The organism is Pseudomonas cichorii (assembly GCF_003700275.1).
GTDB classification, from domain to species: domain Bacteria; phylum Pseudomonadota; class Gammaproteobacteria; order Pseudomonadales; family Pseudomonadaceae; genus Aquipseudomonas; species Aquipseudomonas cichorii_B.
In genome coordinates, this window is record NZ_RBRE01000041.1 from 84,174 (window position 1) to 103,626 (window position 19,453).

Below are 19,453 nucleotides of genomic sequence, written 5' to 3' on the forward strand. Positions count from 1 at the left end.
CGACCGGTGTCTATGTTTTCCCTGCGTGCTTTTCTTGCTGTCACTTTGCTTGGGCTGTGCCTTTCCACCTTTCCGGCGCTGGCGGCCGATCCGCCAACCAGCGAAGCCGTGCAGCAAAGCCTGGACAAGATCGCCGACCGCAAATTGCCGGAAGCCGATCAGAAAGCGCTGCAGCAAGTGCTCGAACAGACCCTGGATTTTCTTGCCAGCCAACAGGACAGCCAGCAGAAACTGGCTGCCCTCAAGCAGCAACTGAACCAGGCCCCCAAGCAGACCACTGACAATCAGCGCGAACTGACCCGCTTGAAGGAAAGCAGGGTCATCCCGGTTGCCCAGCGCTACGGCAGCCTCGATGTGCCGCAACTGGAGCAGATGCTCAGTCAGCGCAGCACCCAGCAAAGCGATCTGCAGAAAGCCCTGAACGATGCCAACAGCCTGACGATTACGGCCCAGACACGTCCGGAAAGAGCCCAGGCGGAAATCAGCGCCAACCAGACCCGCATCCAGCAGATCAATGCCACGCTCAAGCTGGGCAAGGACAACGGCAAGCCGCTCAGCGCCGACCAGCGCAACATGCTCAATGCCGAACTGGCCTCGATCAATGCCCTGAACCTGCTGCGTCGCCAGGAACTGGCCGGCAACAGCCAGCTTCAGGACCTGGGTAACAGCCAGCATGACCTGCTGACCGAGAAAGTGACCCGCCAGGAGCAGGAAATTCAGGACCTGCAGACCCTGATCAACGACAAGCGCCGCGCCCAGTCGCAGAAGACCGTGGCCGAGCTGTCGCTGGAAGCACAGAAGGCAGGCAGCAGCAGTCTGCTGGCCACGGAAAGCGCCGCCAACCTCAAGCTCTCCGACTACTTGCTGCGCGGCACCGACCGGCTCAACGAACTGACCCAGCAGAACCTCAAGACCAAGCAGCAACTGGACAACCTGACCCAGACCGATCAAGCCCTGAACGAGCAGATCACCGTGCTGAGCGGCAGCCTGTTGCTGTCCAAGATTCTCTACAAGCAGAAGCAGGCCCTGCCCCATCTGCAACTGGACAAGGGGCTGGCAGACGAAATCGCCAACATCCGCCTGTACCAGTTCGAGATCAATCAGCAGCGCGAGCAGATGAGCAGCCCTTCGGCCTATGTCGAAAAACTGCTGGCGACCCAACCGCCCGAAGACATCACTGCGCAACTGCGCAAGACCCTGCTGGATCTGGCCATCACCCGCAGCGACCTGCTGGAGCGTCTGAACCGCGAACTCAGCGCCCTGCTCAACGAATCCATCACCCTGCAACTGAACCAGAAACAGCTGACCAGCACTGCCATCAGCCTGCGCGCCACGCTGGACGAGCAGATGTTCTGGATTCCCAGCAACAAGCCACTGGATATGGAGTGGTTCCAGAACATTTGGCCGCGCCTGAAAAAGCAGCTCGCCACACTGCCCTGGACGTCCAGCCTCAGCGAACTGTCCGACGGGCTGACACAACGACCACTGCTGTTCCTGCCGCTGCTGTTACTGATCGGTGTACTGACGTGGCGGCGCAAGGCGCTTTATCAGAAGCTGAACCTGCTGCACGCCGATATCGGCCACTTCAAGCGCGATAGCCAGTGGAAAACCCCGCTGGCACTGCTGATCAACGTGCTGCTGGCCATGCCTGTCGCACTGGGCCTGGCGCTGTGCGGTTATGCCCTGCAGATCGATGCCCGCGGACAGAACGCCAACCTCGGCGAAGCCCTGCTGCAGATTGCCCTGACCTGGCTGGTGTTCTACACCGCCTATCGCGTGCTGGCGCCGGCTGGCGTTGCGCAACTGCACTTCCGCTGGGAAACGGCTCAGGTCGAATTCCTGCGCGGCTGGATACGCCGTCTGGGGCTGGTGGTGCTGGCTCTGGTGGCTGTGGTCGCCGTCGCCGAACACCAACCGGCGGCACTGGCCGACGACGTGCTGGGCATTGGTGTAGTACTGACCTGCTATGCCTTGATGGCGTGGCTGCTCAGCCGCCTGCTGCTCTCCAGCCCGACCCATCACAACGCCTCGCTGTTCCGCAAGGCCGTGGGCCTGGCGTTCACGGCACTGCCCATCGCGCTGTTTCTGGCGGTGTGCTTCGGTTACTACTACACCGCGCTGAAACTCAGTGACCGGCTGATCGACACCCTGTATCTGCTGATGCTCTGGCTGGTGGTGGAAGCCACCTTCGTCCGCGGCCTGAGTGTTGCCGCGCGGCGTCTGGCTTACCAGCGAGCACTGGCCAAGCGCCAGGCCGCCCGCGACAGCGGCGACGGCGAAGCGGCGGTGGAAGAGCCAAAACTGGATATCGAACAGGTCAACCAGCAGTCGCTGCGCCTGATTCGCCTGGCCTTGCTGGGCGGTTTCATCGGCGGGTTGTATCTGGTCTGGGCAGACCTGATTACCGTGTTCGCCTATCTGGACAACATCACCCTGTACGAATACACCAGCGGCACAGGCGCCAATATCAGCATGGTGCCCATCAGCCTCGGCGACATGATCGGCGCGCTGGTGATCATCGGCATCACCTTCGTGCTGGCAGGCAACCTGCCCGGCCTGCTGGAAGTGCTGGTGCTGTCACGCCTGAACCTGGCTCAAGGCAGCGCCTATGCCACCACCACACTGCTGTCCTACGCAATTGCCGGGATCGGCTTCGTGTCCACCCTCTCGACCCTGGGCGTGAGCTGGGACAAGTTGCAATGGCTGGTCGCCGCGCTGTCGGTCGGCCTGGGTTTTGGCATGCAGGAAATCTTCGCCAACTTCATTTCCGGCATCATGATTCTGTTCGAGCGTCCGGTGCGGATCGGCGACACCATCACCATCGGCAACCTGTCGGGTACGGTCAGCAAGATCCGTATCCGCGCCACGACCATTACCGACTTCGACCGCAAGGACATCATCGTCCCGAACAAGACCTTCATCACCGGCCAGCTCATCAACTGGTCGCTGACCGACACCATCACCCGCGTCACCCTCAAACTGGGCGTGGATTACGGTTCGGACCTGGATCTGGTGCGCACTCTGCTGCTCCAGGCAGCGCGGGACAACCCTCGGGTCCTGAAGGAACCGGAACCGATCGTCTATTTCCTGAACTTCGGTGAAAGCACCCTGGACCACGAACTGCGCATGCATGTCCGCGATCTGGGCGACCGCAACCCGGTACTCGACGAGATCAACCGCTTCATCAACCGCGAGTTCAAGAAGCAGAAAATCAACATCTCGTTCCGCCAGATGGAGGTCTATCTCAAGAATCTCCACGGTCAGGAATACAAGATGGTACCCATCGAAAACACCGACAAGACCATCCGGCCCGCCGAGTCCGACACACCGCCTGTCACGACCAAAGTCAAACCGGCACCCAAGGATGCACCCGAGCCGCCTGAACTCAAGCTCGACTGACACGGCTAATCCCAGCAGAATGCTCGGACATTCTGCTGGAGATGGCCCTTGAAAGCCCTCGACGAACTGACCTTCGACAATCGCTTCGCCCGGCTGGGCGATGCATTCTCCACTACGGTCCTGCCTGAGCCCATCGCCGAACCACGCCTGGTAGTCGCCAGCGAGTCGGCTCTGGCCTTGCTCGATCTCGCCCCGTCCCAGGCCGAACTCCCGTTATTCGCGGAGATTTTCAGCGGCCACAAGCTGTGGAGCGATGCCGATCCACGGGCCATGGTCTATTCCGGTCATCAGTTCGGCTCTTACAACCCCAGACTGGGCGACGGACGGGGACTGTTGCTGGGCGAGGTGTACAACGACTCCGGCGAACATTGGGACCTGCATCTCAAGGGCGCCGGGCGGACACCTTATTCACGCATGGGCGACGGGCGCGCCGTACTGCGCTCTTCGATCCGGGAGTTCCTTGCCTCGGAAGCCTTGCACGCCCTGGGCATCCCCACCAGCCGTGCCGCCTGCGTAGTGGGCTCCAGCACTCCGGTATGGCGCGAAACCCAGGAACACGCCGCCATGGTCCTGCGCCTGGCGCACAGCCATATCCGCTTCGGCAGCCTTGAATACTTCTACTACACCAAGCAGCCAGAACACTTGAAAGAACTGGTTGGGCATGTATTGGCCCTGCACTATCCAGAGTGCCTGGAACAGCCGGAGCCGCATCTGGCGATGTTCCGGGAAATCGTCGAGCGCAACGCCGAACTGGTTGCCAAGTGGCAGGCTTACGGCTTCTGCCATGGCGTGATGAACACTGACAACATGTCGATTATGGGCATCACCTTCGACTTCGGTCCCTTCGCCTTCCTCGACGACTTCGACGAACACTTCATCTGTAACCATTCCGACCATGAAGGCCGTTACTCCTTCAGCAACCAGGTGCCCATCGCGCAATGGAACCTCAGCGCCCTGGCCCAGGCACTCACGCCCTTCATCAGCGTCGAAGCCTTGCGCGAAACCATCGGCCTGTTCCTGCCGATCTATCAGGCACACTACCTGGACCTCATGCGCCGTCGACTGGGCCTGACCAGCGCCGAAGACGAGGATGACAAACTGATAGGCCGCCTCCTGCAACTGATGCAGAACAGCGGCGTCGATTACACCTTGTTCTTTCGCCGCCTGGGAGACGAACCGGCTGTCGATGCGCTGCGCAAGCTGCGTGACGACTTTGTCGACATCAAGGGCTTCGACAGTTGGGCCGAAAGCTATCAGGCCCGTCATGAGCGACAAGACAGCGGCACCGAGCAGCAGCGCCAGGCGCGCATGCACGCCGTCAATCCGCTCTATATCCTGCGCAACTATCTGGCGCAGAACGCCATTGCCGCGGCAGAAAAAGGCGACTACAGCGAAGTCCGACGCCTGCATGAAGTGCTCTGCAAACCCTTTACAGAACAACCCGGCATGACTGACTACGCACAACGCCCACCGGATTGGGGCAAGCACCTGGAGATCAGTTGCTCGTCTTGATTACCGGGTTGCCAGGCGCTGGAGCGTCGGAGCTTTCGGCTGACGGTGCCTTCTCTTCTTGCTTGTCGTCCTTGCCTGGAATGGCGCCTGCCAGGATCTCGAACAAGGACAGTAATCGATCACTTTTCTTGAGGCTGCCTGCACTGGCAGCTTCGATCATCCAGCCTTCGACTTTGGCTTCATAACCTTGCGGATACTGGGCTTGCTCAATCAGGGGCAGCCCCCGGTAATGGGCCAGATGCTCGGCATAAAAAACCTGGGGCTCCTGGATGAAGGCTCCCTGTTGGCTTGCGCAGCCAATTCCCATGTGCCACCTCTCCTCAAATTTCCATGCTGCCCGAGAGGCCGCATGCCTTTCATTCAAAGTGAAGGTGTCACCTTGATCGTAAGCAATCAAAGTCAACTGTTCATAGGACAAACCGGCAAAAGGGTTTCTGGCGCCCGGATCACGTTGCACATCGCGGATGATATATTCCACCGCTTGACGATCTCGCTCTATCAAATCGCTGTCTGTGACTCTGGTGTCTGGCAAAACATGCCTGGCATTACTCTGCGTATAAGGCACAGTATCGAATTGAGCCTTTAATCTTTGCGCCAGATGCCCCAACTCCTGGCGACCAAGTGATTGGTCACGCACTTGCGCCCGTGCAGCACACTCGCTTAGCTGACGAGAGAGTGGCGATACCGTGGCTGTATCGGATGAGACAGCAGAGATATTCTCTATTGCATCCACAACAACTGTCATTGCAGGCGTCGAAGTAACAGGCAAGGAGACAGTTTTAACTTCGATAGCTTTTATCATAAAACCTCCTACCAACATCTATAAAAAGTCAGCCGCACTGAAAATAAATTCTTATTTCCAGTACCGCCAACCCATAGCTAACAACCAGCACTCTTTAACTCATGACGAATTCGACAATCCATTCATGAGTAGCGTTATTGACAGAGTTAATTCTGGCATCACAGCGCGCACCACCACTCGCTGTCGCCTCCTTGATCCATTTCGGCACCTTGACGGAGCGGGTAGCCGTCATCACGTAAGTAGATTTGAACTTGCAGACCTTATTCCCGCTGCTGTAACGGACAAAAGCGTGGCTGGCATACGGAGAAAGACGTCCTTTAATAACATATGTATCTACACTACCTGCAGAGACACTGTCATTCGGCACTTTCACAGCAAAAGTCCTGGTCAGTGCCTCATTACTGTCCACCGGACTATATACAGCTTCCGCAGAACCATTATTCTTGAAAACAACCGTCACCTGCGGCCCTGCCTGAACCACACCTGACCCAACAAGCGCAGCAACAGCCACGACCAGCCTGAATTCTTTTAAAACGTACATATCCGAATACCTTTTTTGTTGTTCATGACAAAAAAGGCTATAGAGATAAATCAACCCACTCAACTCCCCAAACGGGCAACCCGAAAGGATAGTTGACAACCTTCAACTACCACTCGCAGGAGCGCATCCATTCGGTAACCCGCAACAGTATTTGCCGATTCTTTTGTAGGACTCTTCCTTAATATAAGTTAACCACCCCTGAGATGAAGCTTTCCATCTAACATCTGTACTTTCCAAAACACCAAGGAGGCATGCTCATGCCATTTGTAGTCAAGGAAGGCGATCCAACCACTACCGGCGGCTTTGTGCTGTCAGCATCTGCAACAGAATTGATAGATCAGCGCAGGGTGGCTCGCATGGGTGATCCGGTATGGTGTCCGGCGTGCAAGAGCGTGGGCTACATCGCCGAGGGCAACCCGACCTATATCAATGGCTGTGTGGCCGTTGCCACGCACGGGCACCAGGTAAAGTGCGGATGTCCCACCGGCAGCAACCGGCTGGCTGCTTCCCAGGAGCACTCCAGGGCTGACATGGAAGCGACCATCACCATTCCGGACGAAATGGTCAAAAAGGCCCTCTCCACCGTCGAACGGATAACCAGTTCGATCAAGGCCGGCACCTTTGATTCGCCACTCTTCAAGACTAACGAGTGATACCTGTCAGAGCGGGGCATTGCGCCCCGCTTCGCTCAGCCCTCAAGCCTGTGCCCTGGTTTCCAGCCAGTGATGCAGCTCGACAAATTGCTGAGTCAGCTTGTGACGAGGATCGAAATGAATCAGAGGGATGCTTGCATGATGCGATTCGCGCATCTTCACCGAGGCATTGAGGTAGACCGGCAGGACCGGCAATCCTTCGGCAATCAACTCGTCCAGCATCTGCTGCGGCAAGCTGGCCCGGGACTGAAACTGGTTGACGATAATGCCTTCAACCTCAAGCTCCTCGTTGTGATCTTCCTTGAGCTCTTCAACCTCTTGCAGCAGACCATAAAGGGCCTGACGCGAAAAACTGTCGCAGTCAAACGGGATCAATACCCGATCAGAGGCGATCAGTGCCGATACCGCATAGAAATTCAGTGCTGGCGGCGTATCCAGATAAATACGCTCGTAATCCTCGCTCAGCTCGTCCAGCAGTTTTCGCAGCTTGTTGATCTTGTGCTTGGCTTCAAGCTTTGGCTGAAGATCGGCCAGTTCTGCAGTGGCGGTCACAACGTGCAGGTTGTCGTAAGGCGTTTCATAGATATCGACGCGGTTCTTCTTGCCAAACGGCGTGGAGGAAAGGGTCTGCTTGAAGAACTCGGCAATCCCCATGGGAATGTCATTGCCGGTAAGGCCGGTGAGGTACTGGGTCGAGTTAGCCTGTGCATCCAGATCAATCAACAGTGTTCGATAACCTTCGCTAGCGCTGACAGCAGCCAGATTGCAGGCGATGCTGGACTTGCCGACACCGCCCTTTTGATTGAACACCACGCGACGCATGCAATGACTCCTTGCTGAGTGAAGAAACAACCTGCAAGACCGATAAAAAGCCTGCAAGAGGTCCGAGTCTAGGCAATACATATGACAACGGCGAGCTTATCGACACAAAAGCTCATACTTCATTGGTCGAGCTGAACCTCGTACCGCCAGTCACCAGCTCATAAAACGCCTTGGCCATCGGTGACTGCTCGTCCTTTCTCTGCACCAGCCACACGGCACTGGTGGCTGCAGGGTCGAGCAAGGTGCGATAGACCACTCCCTCGATCCGCATCCGCTGGTAGGAAGCCGGTAGCACTGTCACGCCAAGACCTGCAGCCACCAGCCCGATGATGGTCATCACCTCGCCTGCTTCCTGGGTAATCAACGGACTGAACCCGGCCTCTCGGGCCAGATCCAGTATCTGGGCGTACAAGCCGCTGCCATAGGAGCGCGGGAAGAATACGAACGGCTCGGCGGCCAGCGCCGACATGTACAGACCCTGCTCACTGCCCAGCGCCAAGGGATGATCAGAGCGCAGAATCGCGACCAGCGGCTCGCGCAACAACTCGAAGGACACCAGCGAGTCCGGCAGTGCCAACGGGCGCATGATGCCGACCTGTATCGACTTTTCTTCCAGGCGTTCAGCCACGTCCTTGCTGGTCATTTCCTTCAGGGCCAGATGCACGTCTGGATAAGTCTGGCGAAAGGCGAAAATCGCCTGCGGGATGCTGGAAGTGAAAGGCGCCGACGCGGTGAAGCCGATTTTCAATTCCCCAAGTTCACCCAACTGGGCTCGCCGCGCCACATCAGCGGCCTTGTCGACCTGCGCCAGCACAGCCCGCGCCTCTTCGAGAAACAGCCTGCCGGCTTCACTCAGTTCGACACGCCGGTTGGTACGGTCGAACAGACGCGCGCCCAGTTCATGCTCCAGCATCTGGATCTGCTGGCTCAGCGGTGGCTGGGAAATCCCCAGCGACTGCGCGGCGCGCCCGAAATGCAGCTCTTCGGCAACCGCAATGAAGTAACGCAGATGGCGCAATTCCATGAAGCCTCCATTAAGTCGTTTTACATATCAAACAGGTCGAACAATATATTGGATGGAATGATTCAAGCGCTATATGCTTTTTTCATTACATGCCTGCCGCCGTGCCCCGAGGTCATCGTGAACCCTGTCGTTGCTCCGCTTTCCACTGAACCGCAGCCTCTGGCCGTCGAAGCGACGGTTCCGGCAGGTGACCGCTATATCGAGAAGAACACCCCTGCTTTCACAAGGACGGTATTGGCACTGTTCGCCGGTGGCTTCGCGACCTTCGCCCTGCTGTACTGCGTGCAGCCGATGATGCCGCTGCTGTCCCGGGAGTTCTCGATCAACGCGGCACAAAGCAGCCTGATCCTGTCAGTGGCCACGGCCATGCTTGCCCTCGGTCTGTTGATCACCGGACCGATTTCAGACCGGCTGGGACGCAAGTCGGTAATGGTGTTGGCGTTGTTCTGCGCAGCGATCTTCACCATTGCCAGTGCGCTGATGCCCAGTTGGCAAGGCGTATTGGTCACCCGGGCGCTGGTAGGTCTGTCGCTGAGCGGGCTGGCCGCGGTGGCGATGACCTACCTCAGCGAAGAAATCCACCCGATGCACCTCGGCCTGGCCATGGGGCTTTATATTGGCGGCAGCGCAGTCGGCGGCATGAGCGGACGGCTGATTACCGGGGTGATGATCGATTACGTAAGCTGGCATAGCGCAATGCTGGTGGTCGGCGGACTGGCCCTCGTGGCAGCCGCCGTGTTCTGGCGAATCCTGCCCGAATCACGCAACTTCCAGCCCCGCTCGCTGCACCCGCGCAGCCTGCTGGATGGTTTCGTCCTGCAATTTCGCGATGCAGGGCTGCCGCTGCTGTTCCTGCTCGCCTTCCTGCTGATGGGCGCGTTCGTCACCCTGTTCAACTACATCGGCTATCGCCTGCTGAGCGAACCCTACAACCTCAGCCAGGCAGTCGTCGGCGTGTTCTCGGTGGTGTATCTGTCGGGTATCTACAGCTCGGCTAAGATCGGCTCGCTGGGTGACCGGCTGGGAAGGCGCAAAGTGCTGTGGGCCATCATCCTGATGATGCTGATCGGCCTGCTACTGACCCTGTTTTCGCCACTGGCGGTGGTCATTGTTGGCGTATTGATCTTCACCTTCGGCTTCTTCGGCGCTCACTCGCTCGCCAGTAGCTGGGTCGGCCGCCGGGCCGTCAAGGCCAGAGGCCAGGCCACATCGCTGTACCTGTTCTGCTACTACGCAGGCTCAAGCGTTGCCGGAACCGGAGGCGGAGTGTTCTGGCATTACGCCGGCTGGAACGGCATCGGGCTGTTCATCGGCCTGTTATTGCTGGTGGCACTGGCCGTGGCGTTACAGCTGTCGAAGTTGCAGCCATTGGCGGCAAAGGTCTAGAGACAGACTGGTCAAGTGAGCATTTCCCAATAAAAAACACCCGGCAAAATACCGGGCGTTTTCATAACAGCGCTTACCAATCCAGTTACTGGTGATACTGCGCCGACAACTCATGCACCGCTTCGATGAAAGCACCCGCATTGGCCGGGTCGACTTCCGGGGTGATGCCGTGGCCGAGGTTGAAGACGTGGCCGGTGCCGCTGCCGTAGCTGGCCAGGATGCGTGCGACTTCCTGGCGAATGGCTTCCGGGCGGGCATAGAGCACGGTCGGGTCCATGTTGCCTTGCAGCGCAACCTTGTTGCCGACACGCTGGCGGGCCTGGCCGAGGTCGCAGGTCCAGTCCAGACCCAAGGCATCGGCCCCGGCGTCCGCGATGCTTTCCAGCCACAGGCCGCCACCCTTGGTGAACAGGATGACCGGCACCTTGCGGCCGTCGTGTTCGCGGATCAGGCCGCTGACGATCTTGCGCATGTAGGCCAGCGAGAATTCCTGATAAGCCGCTGCGGACAGGCTGCCGCCCCAGCTATCGAAGATCTGCACCGCCTGGGCGCCCGCCAGAATCTGGCCGTTGAGGTACGTCGTCACCGACTGCGCCAGTTTGTCGAGCAGCAGGTGCATGGCTTGCGGGTTTTCGTAGAGCATGGCTTTGGACTTGCGGAAGTCTTTCGACGAACCGCCTTCGACCATGTAAGTGGCCAGCGTCCATGGGCTGCCGGAGAAGCCGATCAACGGTACGCGCCCGTTGAGCTCACGACGAATGGTGCTGACCGCATTCATCACATAGCCCAGATCCTGCTGTGCATCGGGAATCGGCAAGGCTTCGATGTCGGCCAGGGTACTGACGGTTTTCTTGAAGCGCGGACCTTCGCCGGTCTCGAAATACAGGCCCAGGCCCATGGCATCGGGGATGGTCAGGATGTCGGAGAACAGAATCGCGGCATCCAGCGGATAGCGATCCAGCGGCTGCAACGTGACTTCACAGGCGAACTCGGCGTTCTTGCACAAACTCATGAAGTCGCCCGCCTTGGCACGGCTGGCGCGGTATTCGGGCAGGTAGCGACCGGCCTGACGCATCATCCACACAGGCGTGACGTCTACGGGTTGCTTGAGCAGGGCACGAAGGAAACGGTCGTTCTTCAGGGCAGTCATGTCGGCATCCGCAAAAAAAGTGCGGGCATTTTCTCAGACGCGGACACAAAAGGCACGGCAAGAGCCGTTTCTTTTCTCTATCGAGGCGATTAGTCGCAGGGACAGCGCGAAGCTACAAGCTATAAGCCGCAAGCCAGAAGCAGAGAAACCTGCCTTTGCTTCCAGCTTGCCGCTTACTACTTGTAGCTCGTAGCTGGCGTCACTAGACGCCCAGATAATCCAGAATCCCTTCAGCCGCATTGCGGCCTTCGAAGATTGCGGTCACGACCAGGTCGGAACCGCGCACCATGTCGCCACCGGCAAAGATTTTCGGGTTGCTGGTCTGGTGCTTGAATTGCGATTGCTCAGGAGCGATCACACGGCCCTGGCTGTCGGTTTCGATGCCGAACTGCTCGAACCATGGCGCCGGGCTTGGACGGAAACCGAAAGCGATGACCACGGCATCGGCCGGGATAATCTCTTCGGAACCGGGAATCGGCTCGGGGCTGCGACGGCCGCGGGCATCAGGTTCGCCCAGGCGGGTTTCGACCACTTTGACGCCTTCGACCTTGCCTTCACCGACAATCGCGATCGGCTGACGGTTGTAGAGGAACTTCACGCCTTCTTCCTTGGCGTTCTTCACTTCCTTGCGCGAACCCGGCATGTTTTCTTCGTCGCGACGATAGGCGCAGGTCACCGACTTGGCACCCTGGCGGATCGAGGTCCGGTTGCAGTCCATCGCGGTGTCGCCGCCGCCCAGTACCACGACCTTCTTGCCTTTCATGTCGACGAAATCTTCCGGCGACTTCTCGAAGCCCAGATTACGGTTGACGTTGGCAATCAGGAAGTCGAGCGCATCGTGCACACCCGGCAACTCTTCACCGGCGAAACCGCCCTTCATGTAGGTGTAAGTGCCCATGCCCATGAACACGGCATCGAACTCTTCAAGCAGTTGATCGACGCTGACGTCCTTGCCGACTTCGGTATTGAGGCGGAACTCGATACCCATGCCGGTGAACACTTCACGGCGGTTGCTCAGCACGGATTTCTCCAGCTTGAACTCGGGAATACCGAAGGTCAGCAGACCGCCGATTTCCGGGTTCTTGTCGAACACCACCGGAGTCACGCCGCCACGTACCAGCACATCGGCACAACCCAGGCCCGCAGGACCGGCACCGATGATCGCGACACGCTTGCCGGTCGGCACGACTCTGGACATGTCCGGACGCCAGCCCATGGCAAACGCGGTGTCGGTGATGTACTTCTCGACCGAACCGATGGTGACCGCACCAAAACCGTCATTCAGGGTACAGGCGCCTTCGCACAGGCGATCCTGCGGGCACACGCGGCCGCAGACTTCCGGCAGGGTGTTGGTCTGGTGGGACAACTCGGCCGCCGCCAGGATATTGCCTTCGGAGACCAGCTTGAGCCAGTTGGGAATGAAGTTGTGTACCGGACATTTCCATTCGCAATACGGGTTGCCGCAACCCAGGCAGCGGTGAGCCTGATCGGCCGACTGCTGGGGCTTGAACGGTTCGTAGATTTCCACGAACTCTTTCTTGCGCTGGCGCAGCAGCTTCTTCTTCGGATCTTTACGCCCGACCTCGATGAACTGGAAGTCGTTACTGAGACGTTCAGCCATTTGTAGCCTCTTCGCGGCAGCTTCAAGCGACAAGCTTCAAGCTGCAAGAAATCAAATTCGGTTCAGTTCACAGAGCTGCAAGCTTGTCACTTCAAGCTTGCAGCTTGCGGCTGTCTTATTGCGGATTCGCCCGGGTGCTGGAGAGCAGCGACTTCAGGTTGGCAGCCTTGGGCTTGACCAGCCAGAAGCGGCGCAGGTAGTCGTCCAGGTTTTCAGCCAGGTTACGGCCCCATTCGCTGTCGGTTTCCTCGACATACTCGTTCAGCACGCTTTGCAGGTGAGTGCGATAAGCCTCCATCGCCTCGCCGCTGATGCGCTGAATCTCGACCAGCTCATGGTTGACCCGGTCAACGAAGGTGTTGTCCTGGTCGAGCACGTAAGCGAAACCGCCCGTCATGCCGGAACCGAAGTTGTAGCCGGTCTTGCCGAGGACACAGACGAAACCACCGGTCATGTATTCGCAGCAGTGGTCGCCAGTGCCTTCCACGATGGCGTGGGCCCCGGAGTTACGCACAGCGAAACGCTCACCCGCAGTACCGGCCGCGAACAACTTGCCGCCGGTCGCGCCGTACAGGCAGGTGTTGCCGACGATGGCGCTTTCATTGGTCTTGAACGGGCTGCCTTTAGGCGGAACGATGACCAGCTTGCCAGCGGTCATGCCTTTGCCGACGTAATCGTTGGCGTCGCCTTCCAGATACATGTTCAGACCACCGGCGTTCCACACCCCGAAGCTCTGCCCGGCAGTGCCTTTGAAGCGGAAAGTGATCGGTGCCTTGTTCATGCCCTGGTTGCCGTGCAGCCTGGCGATTTCACCGGAAATCCGTGCACCGATGGAGCGGTCGCAGTTGCAGATATCCAGCTCGAATTCGCCGCCACTCAGGGATTCGATGGCCGGCTTGGCCATTTCCACCATTTTTTCGGCCAACAGGCCTTTGTCGAACGGCGGGTTGCGGTCAACAAGGCTGAACTGAGGCTTGTCGGCCGGCACATGGTCGCTGCCCAACAGAGGCGTCAGGTCCAGATGCTGCTGCTTCTCGGTTTCGCCCGGCAGGATATCCAGCAGGTCGGTGCGGCCGATCAGCTCTTCAAGCGAGCGAACGCCCAGTTTGGCCAGCCACTCACGGGTTTCTTCAGCCACATAAGTGAAGAAGTTGATCACCATGTCGACAGTGCCGATGTAGTGATCCTTGCGCAGCTTGTCGTTCTGGGTCGCTACACCGGTGGCGCAGTTGTTCAGGTGACAGATACGCAGGTATTTGCAGCCCAGGGCAATCATCGGAGCCGTACCGAAGCCGAAGCTTTCGGCACCGAGGATAGCAGCCTTGATCACGTCCAGACCGGTTTTCAGACCACCGTCGGTCTGTACCCGAACCTTGCCGCGCAGGTCGTTGCCGCGCAGGGTCTGGTGAGTTTCAGCCAGGCCCAGTTCCCACGGTGCACCGGCGTACTTGATCGAGGTCAGAGGCGAAGCGCCTGTGCCGCCGTCGTAGCCGGAAATGGTGATCAGGTCGGCATAAGCCTTGGCCACACCGGCAGCAATGGTACCGACGCCCGCTTCAGCCACCAGTTTCACCGAAACCAGTGCCGCCGGGTTGACCTGCTTGAGGTCGAAAATCAGCTGCGACAGGTCTTCGATGGAATAGATGTCGTGGTGCGGCGGCGGCGAGATCAGGGTCACGCCCGGCACTGCATAGCGCAGTTTGGCGATCAGGCCATTGACCTTGCCACCCGGCAGTTGCCCGCCTTCACCCGGCTTGGCGCCTTGAGCGACCTTGATCTGCAACACGTCGGCGTTGACCAGATACTCAGGCGTCACGCCGAAACGGCCAGTCGCGATCTGTTTGATCTTGGAGCTGCGAATGGTGCCGTAACGCGATGGGTCTTCGCCGCCTTCACCGGAGTTGGAGCGGGCGCCCAGACGGTTCATCGCCTCGGCCAGCGCTTCGTGCGCTTCTGGCGACAAGGCACCGAGGGAAATCCCGGCGGAGTCGAAGCGCTTGAGAATCTCGCTCAACGGCTCGATTTCGTCGATGCTCAGCGGCTGGTCGAGAGTCTTGACCTGGAACAGGTCGCGAATCATCGACACCGGACGCTGGTCCACCAGCGCAGTGTATTCCTTGAACTTGCTGTAGTCGCCCTGCTGTACGGCAGCTTGCAGGGTGCTGACCACGTCCGGGTTGTAAGCGTGATACTCGCCACCGAACACGAACTTGAGCAGACCACCTTGCTGGATCGGCTTGCGCGGGCTCCAGGCTTCGGCAGCCAGGGCTTTCTGCTCGGCCTCGATATCGACGAAACGGGCGCCTTTCAGGCGGCTTGGTACGCCACGGAAGCTAAGGTCGCAGACTTCCTCGGACAGGCCGATGGCCTCGAACAGCTGCGCGCCACGATAGGACGCAACGGTCGAGATGCCCATCTTCGAGAGGATCTTGAGCAGGCCTTTGGTGATGCCTTTACGGTAGTTCTTGAAGACTTCGTAAAGGTCGCCCAGCACTTCACCGGTACGGATCAGGTCACCCAGCACTTCGTAGGCCAGGAACGGATAGACCGCCGAGGCACCGAAGCCGATCAACACGGCAAAATGATGCGGGTCACGCGCAGTCGCGGTTTCGACCAGAATGTTGCTGTCGCAACGCAGGCCCTTCTCGGTCAGACGGTGGTGAACTGCGCCGACAGCCAGGGAAGCGTGGGCAGGCAGTTTGCCTGGAGCGATATGACGGTCGCTCAGCACCAGCAAGGTACGACCGGCACGCACGGCTTCTTCGGCCTGATCGGCGATGTTGCGTATGGCCGCTTCCAGACCGACGCTCTCGTCATAGTTCAGGTCGATGATCTGGCGCTCGAAACCCGGACGCTCCAGGTTCATCAGCGAACGCCACTTGGCCGGGGAAATCACCGGCGAGCTGAGGATTACCCGCGAAGCATGCTCGGGCGATTCCTGGAAAATATTGCGCTCGGCACCGAGGCAGATTTCCAGCGACATGACGATGGCTTCACGCAGCGGGTCGATCGGCGGGTTGGTCACCTGCGCGAACTGCTGGCGGAAGTAGTCGAAAGGCGAACGCACGCGACGCGACAGCACAGCCATCGGCGTATCGTCACCCATGGAGCCGACCGCTTCCTGGCCTTGCTCGCCCAACGGACGCAGTACCTGATCACGCTCTTCAAAGGTGACCTGATACATCTTCATGTATTGCTTGAGCTGGTCACTGTTATAGAAGGCCGAACCGTGGTCGTTGTCTTCCATGGTCGCCTGGATGCGCAGGGCATTCTTGCGCAGCCATTGCTTGTACGGATGACGCGACTTCAAGCGGTTGTCGATGGCATCGGTGTCGAGAATCTGACCGGTTTCGGTATCCACCGCGAAAATCTGCCCAGGACCGACGCGGCCCTTGGCGATAACATCTTCGGGCTTGTAGTCCCATACGCCGATTTCCGACGCCAGGGTGATGTAGCCGTTCTTGGTCGTGACCCAGCGGGCCGGACGCAGACCGTTACGGTCGAGCAGGCAGACTGCATGGCGACCTTCGGTCATTACCACGCCGGCCGGACCATCCCACGGCTCCATGTGCATGGAGTTGTACTCATAGAACGCCCGCAGATCGGGGTCCATGGTTTCGACGTTCTGCCACGCTGGCGGAATGATCATCCGCACGCCGCGGAACAGGTCGATGCCGCCGGTGACCATCAGTTCGAGCATATTATCCATGCTCGATGAGTCGGAACCGACGCGGTTGACCAGAGGGCCGAGTTCGTCCAGATCCATCAGATCGTTGGTGAACTTGGTACGCCGCGCCTGGGCCCAGTTACGGTTGCCGGTAATGGTGTTGATCTCGCCGTTGTGGGCGAGGAAGCGGAATGGCTGAGCCAGTGGCCATTTCGGCAGGGTGTTGGTCGAGAAGCGCTGGTGGAACACACAGATCGCGGTCTGCAGGCGCTCGTCGCTGAGGTCAGGGAAGAATGCCGTCAGGTCGCGCGGCATCATCAGGCCTTTATAGATGATGGTCTTGTGCGAGAAGCTGCAGATGTAATGGTCGGCATCGGCAGCGTTGGCCACCGACGAGCGGCGACGGGCACTGAACAGCTTGATGGCGAATTCCTGATCGCTCAGGCCTTCACCACCGATGAATACCTGCTCGATCTTCGGCAGACGCTCAAGGGCCAGACGACCCAGCACGCTGGTGTCGATTGGCACCTGACGCCACCCGACCAGGCTCAGGCCTTCGGCCAGAATCTCGCGGTTCATGTTCTCGCGAGCGATATCGGCCTTGGCGTCGTCCTGATTGAGGAACACCATGCCCACGGCATATTGGCGGGGCAGATCGGCAGCGAAGTGATCCTTGGCGACCGCACGCAGGAAAGCATCCGGCTTCTGAATCAACAGACCGCAACCGTCACCGGTCTTGCCGTCGGCGTTGATCCCGCCACGGTGGGTCATGCAGGTCAGGGCCTGGATGGCCGTCTGCAGCAGGTGATGACTGGGCTCGCCCTGCATATGAGCGATCAGGCCGAAGCCGCAGTTATCCTTGAATTCATCTGGTTGGTATAGACCGGCTTTCATAGACACTTTCTCACCAGGCTGCCTCTATCCGAGGCATATTTCTTTTCAATTCAATCACTTACCTGTCACGCCGAACGTACGCCGGCTTCGGAGAGGCAAAACGGAGGTCATTGTACACAGCGACACAAAGGCCCACAAATTTTACGGCGAAAAGCCGAAATCCAATGTCGCATTTATGAAGGTTTTATAGGCGACCACTGTGCTAGTCAAAGTATTTTTTCAATATTCTGACCGAAGTGGGCTAAACGGCATGGCGCTTGTAACGCAGACACCGCAAGGCGCGCCGCTAAAAGCGGCACGTCCGTGCAGGTAAAATCAGGTTTGCCGGGTGAGCGGCCTGGATAAGGCCGCTGCGACTTCAGCGAGTGGCGCCGAGCTCTTGTTGGATGCTGGCGACAGTACGGGGCCAAGGTTTACCAGCCTGAACCTTGGCTGGCAAGACCTTGATGGCTGCAAGAGCGGCAGCGCGGTCGGAAAAGTTGCCGTACGTCACTACATACAGGGGCTTGCCCTGCAATGTTTTCTTGAAGTAACGGTACTCGCCGCCTTGCTCGGCAACATAGGCCTGGGCCGTCGCTTCGGAGCTGGTGCCCAGAATCTGCACGACATAATGACCTGGCGCCTGACCGCTGTACCAGTTGCCACCCGCAGCCGGTTTGGCAGCGGCAGCAGCAGGTTTTTCAGCAGGCTTGGCGGGTGCCGGAGCTGGCTTGGCCGTGGCGACCTGAGCTGGAGCCGGTGCAGGCTTGGCGGCCGGAGCAACCGGCGTTGCCGCCGCTGGAGCCGGAATGGAAGAACGAGGCACAGCAGAAGGTGCCTGGCCTGCCGCCGCGCCCGCAGGTGGCGCAGTGGTGGTTACCGTGGCCGGCTGGGCTGGCGACCCCATCGGCACTGCATCTTCGTCGCTTTCTCCGGCACCGGCCGCTTCAGCCAGAGGCCCGCGCATCACCGGCTGCGAATTGCCGACCAGCGGCAGAGGCATCGGCTGCGAATTGCCCGCGAACTCGATCGCCGGCCCGCCATTGTTGGATTGCTGGTTCGCTGGAGCGCCCTGCCCCAACGGCAATTGAGCCTGGGCCGGAGCATTGGCTGGCGCGGCAGTCTTGTCCCCACGGCCAGGGATCAGCACTGCGGCTGCCACTGCGACCACGACGACTGCGCCCAAGGCCAGTACGTGTTTTTTCGGCATGTTGAACCCCACACTTGGGCGCTTGACCGCGGAGCGACTCGCGATCATCGCCTCGATCATTGAATCGCGGGCGACCTGGTTGATGGTTCCAGGCCAGCCATCGGACTGTTCATGGATATCGGTAATCTGCTCGGCAGTGAACAACGCGATTCCTTGCCCTGCACCTTCCAGACGTTGAGCCAGATACTCCCGGGTTTCTTCTTCGGTATAAGGTTGCAACTCGATGACATGAAAGCGCTCGCCTTCGACATCACCCTGCAGGTCAGCACACAGCTGATCGAGTCGATCGATCAGCGACGGCTCGCCAAACAGGAACACATGCGGACGCCCCTCAGGCGTGCCTGCGGCCAGACCCAGCAACGCTTCGAGCGCCGAATCGCCGAGTTGTTCCGCATCGTCGACCAGCAAATAGACTTCCTGACCCGTCAGCGCGAGCTGCACGACCTGCGCAAGGATCGCCTGCATTTCAGCCTGGGCGACCAGCAGGGCCTGTGCGACCTGCTGCAGAACACCTGCCGCATCGCTGGCGCCACGCGCCGAAATGACCACGCTCTGCACCGACTGCTTGTTGGTGCTCGCCACCAGAGCCTGGCGCAGCAGGGTCTTGCCGCTACCCTGCGGCCCGGTTACGGCCAGCAGCAACTGGCTGTAGCGCGCCAGATGATGAAGCTGCCCCAGCACCGACTTGCGCTGGGCAGGGAAAAACTTGAAGCCAGGCACCCGCGCCGCAAAGGGGTCATGACTCAACTGATAATGGCCGAGGAAAGCCTCGTCGGCATGCAAACTAGTCATG

12 protein-coding genes are annotated in these 19,453 nt (G+C 59.1%); 4 read left to right on the top strand and 8 right to left on the bottom strand.

Annotated elements, in window-relative coordinates:
- Positions 1–12: 12 nt before the first annotated feature.
- Both mscK and selO read left to right on the top strand, forming a co-directional pair.
- Positions 13–3,399 carry a mechanosensitive channel MscK gene (gene mscK, locus ALQ04_RS11265; protein ID WP_122315842.1) on the top strand — a complete coding sequence of 1,129 codons (3,387 nt, stop codon included), beginning with the start codon at positions 13–15 and terminating at the stop codon, positions 3,397–3,399.
- A 48-nt stretch (positions 3,400–3,447) separates the two neighbouring features.
- Positions 3,448–4,911, top strand: coding sequence for a protein adenylyltransferase SelO (gene selO / locus ALQ04_RS11270; protein WP_122315843.1), 1,464 nt, complete (start codon positions 3,448–3,450; stop codon positions 4,909–4,911).
- On the opposite strand, the gene ALQ04_RS26735 is transcribed toward selO, so the two are convergent.
- A complete protein-coding gene (locus ALQ04_RS26735) occupies positions 4,895–5,713 on the bottom strand; it encodes a hypothetical protein (RefSeq protein ID WP_147466585.1) in 819 nt (272 codons plus the stop codon). The genes selO and ALQ04_RS26735 overlap by 17 nt on opposite strands.
- A 94-nt stretch (positions 5,714–5,807) precedes the next feature.
- On the bottom strand, positions 5,808–6,254 hold the full coding sequence (locus ALQ04_RS11280; RefSeq protein WP_122315844.1) for a hypothetical protein: 447 nt from the start codon (positions 6,252–6,254) through the stop codon (positions 5,808–5,810).
- Between the two features lie 257 nt (positions 6,255–6,511).
- On the opposite strand from ALQ04_RS11280, the gene ALQ04_RS11285 reads away from it, so the two are divergent.
- Positions 6,512–6,907, top strand: coding sequence for a PAAR domain-containing protein (locus ALQ04_RS11285; RefSeq protein ID WP_122315845.1), 396 nt, complete (start codon positions 6,512–6,514; stop codon positions 6,905–6,907).
- A gap of 42 nt (positions 6,908–6,949) precedes the next feature.
- Here ALQ04_RS11285 and ALQ04_RS11290 read toward each other — a convergent pair whose 3' ends face one another.
- Entirely contained in the window at positions 6,950–7,729 is a 780-nt protein-coding gene (locus ALQ04_RS11290) for a ParA family protein (protein ID WP_122315846.1), read from the bottom strand.
- A gap of 112 nt (positions 7,730–7,841) precedes the next feature.
- Positions 7,842–8,753 carry a LysR family transcriptional regulator gene (locus ALQ04_RS11295; protein WP_122315847.1) on the bottom strand — a complete coding sequence of 304 codons (912 nt, stop codon included), beginning with the start codon at positions 8,751–8,753 and terminating at the stop codon, positions 7,842–7,844.
- A 117-nt stretch (positions 8,754–8,870) separates the two neighbouring features.
- Here ALQ04_RS11295 and ALQ04_RS11300 point away from each other — a divergent pair, with 117 nt between their 5' ends.
- Entirely contained in the window at positions 8,871–10,139 is a 1,269-nt protein-coding gene (locus ALQ04_RS11300; RefSeq protein WP_259644989.1) for an MFS transporter, read from the top strand.
- 85 nt (positions 10,140–10,224) lie between these two features.
- On the opposite strand, the gene hemE is transcribed toward ALQ04_RS11300, so the two are convergent.
- The 4 genes from hemE to ALQ04_RS11320 form a co-directional block, all read right to left on the bottom strand.
- On the bottom strand, positions 10,225–11,289 hold the full coding sequence (gene hemE, locus ALQ04_RS11305; RefSeq protein WP_122315848.1) for a uroporphyrinogen decarboxylase: 1,065 nt from the start codon (positions 11,287–11,289) through the stop codon (positions 10,225–10,227).
- A gap of 202 nt (positions 11,290–11,491) precedes the next feature.
- Positions 11,492–12,910: an FAD-dependent oxidoreductase gene (locus ALQ04_RS11310; RefSeq protein ID WP_122315849.1), complete on the bottom strand. Its 1,419-nt coding sequence runs from the start codon at positions 12,908–12,910 to the stop codon at positions 11,492–11,494.
- A gap of 115 nt (positions 12,911–13,025) precedes the next feature.
- Positions 13,026–17,471 carry a glutamate synthase large subunit gene (gene gltB / locus ALQ04_RS11315; protein ID WP_122315850.1) on the bottom strand — a complete coding sequence of 1,482 codons (4,446 nt, stop codon included), beginning with the start codon at positions 17,469–17,471 and terminating at the stop codon, positions 13,026–13,028.
- Positions 17,472–17,829: 358 nt separating this feature from the next.
- Positions 17,830–19,452 carry an SPOR domain-containing protein gene (locus ALQ04_RS11320; RefSeq protein WP_122315851.1) on the bottom strand — a complete coding sequence of 541 codons (1,623 nt, stop codon included), beginning with the start codon at positions 19,450–19,452 and terminating at the stop codon, positions 17,830–17,832.
- Between the last annotated feature and the right edge of the window lies 1 nt (position 19,453).

What these genes read in the sequence shown, in the direction of transcription:
- mscK (WP_122315842.1), top strand. Translation starts at nt 13, where the DNA reads ATGTTTTCCCTGCGTGCTTTTCTTGCTGTCACTTTGCTTGGGCTGTGC.
- ALQ04_RS26735 (WP_147466585.1), bottom strand. Translation starts at nt 5,713, where the DNA reads ATGATAAAAGCTATCGAAGTTAAAACTGTCTCCTTGCCTGTTACTTCG.
- ALQ04_RS11280 (WP_122315844.1), bottom strand. Translation starts at nt 6,254, where the DNA reads ATGTACGTTTTAAAAGAATTCAGGCTGGTCGTGGCTGTTGCTGCGCTT.
- ALQ04_RS11285 (WP_122315845.1), top strand. Translation starts at nt 6,512, where the DNA reads ATGCCATTTGTAGTCAAGGAAGGCGATCCAACCACTACCGGCGGCTTT.
- ALQ04_RS11290 (WP_122315846.1), bottom strand. Translation starts at nt 7,729, where the DNA reads ATGCGTCGCGTGGTGTTCAATCAAAAGGGCGGTGTCGGCAAGTCCAGC.
- ALQ04_RS11295 (WP_122315847.1), bottom strand. Translation starts at nt 8,753, where the DNA reads ATGGAATTGCGCCATCTGCGTTACTTCATTGCGGTTGCCGAAGAGCTG.
- hemE (WP_122315848.1), bottom strand. Translation starts at nt 11,289, where the DNA reads ATGACTGCCCTGAAGAACGACCGTTTCCTTCGTGCCCTGCTCAAGCAA.
- ALQ04_RS11310 (WP_122315849.1), bottom strand. Translation starts at nt 12,910, where the DNA reads ATGGCTGAACGTCTCAGTAACGACTTCCAGTTCATCGAGGTCGGGCGT.
- gltB (WP_122315850.1), bottom strand. Translation starts at nt 17,471, where the DNA reads ATGAAAGCCGGTCTATACCAACCAGATGAATTCAAGGATAACTGCGGC.
- ALQ04_RS11320 (WP_122315851.1), bottom strand. Translation starts at nt 19,452, where the DNA reads ATGACTAGTTTGCATGCCGACGAGGCTTTCCTCGGCCATTATCAGTTG.